Origin of the sequence: Microbacterium sp. B19, assembly GCF_000333395.1 — a bacterium.
Lineage (GTDB): Bacteria > Actinomycetota > Actinomycetes > Actinomycetales > Microbacteriaceae > Microbacterium.
Genome location: NZ_BADA01000152.1, coordinates 1 through 813, shown reverse-complemented (window position 1 = coordinate 813; position 813 = coordinate 1). Strand labels below are relative to the sequence as shown.

Genomic DNA, 813 nt, shown 5'->3' with positions numbered 1-813 from the left:
CGGCGGAGGAATCGTCCGCCAGCTGCGTCTGCGCGACATCGGCGCCATCATCGTGGTCGACTTCATCGACATGGTGCTCGAGTCCAACCGCGACCTCGTGCTGCGCAGGCTGATCGAGTGCCTGAGCCGCGACCGGACGAAGCATCAGGTCGCCGAGGTCACCTCGCTCGGCCTCGTGCAGATGACCCGCAAGAAGCTCGGTCTGGGTCTGCTCGAGACGTTCAGCGAGGCGTGCGAGGTCTGCGCCGGCCGCGGTGTCATCGTGCACCACGACCCGGTCGTCAAGCACCGCTCGGCCCCGACCAACGGCAATGGCAACGGCAACACGAACGGCAACCGCCGTGGTGGTGCGCGCGGGGGCAACGGCTCCCCGGTCGGCAACGGCGGGAACGGCACGAACGGCGGCAACGGCAACAGTGGCTCTGCAGCCCCGACCGGCGGCACGCACGTCATCACCGAGGGCGTGAAGTCGGCGCTCGCGCAGATCGCGGCATCCACGATCCACCCGACGGTCGACGACCCGGCCGTGGTCGAAGCCGCCGTGGTGGCCTCCGTGGAGGCGGTCCTGGATGCCAAGGTCGAGCCGCCCGTGCGCGAGAAGCGCCCGCGCAAGAAGCGCGAGCCGCGTGCCCCGCGTACCGAGAAGGACGCGCTCCTGGAATCGGTGCTCGAGGCTCTGCCCGAACCCAAGGCTCCCGGTCAGGGTCGCTCGCGCCGCCGCGTGACGACCGCCGCGCTGACGGGCACCCCCGTGAGCGCCCACCCCGCCGAAGAGGCATAGGCCCCTTCTTCTCGCGCGTGAGGGGTCAAGAT

The 813-nt window shown here is 70.5% G+C and carries 1 protein-coding gene; it reads left to right on the top strand.

Features of this window, described 5'->3' with window-relative positions; all coding sequences use genetic code 11:
- The coding region (locus I5G_RS20930) for a ribonuclease E/G (protein ID WP_036326604.1) at positions 1-781 on the top strand (781 nt) is incomplete at its 5' end.
- Between the last annotated feature and the right edge of the window lie 32 nt (positions 782-813).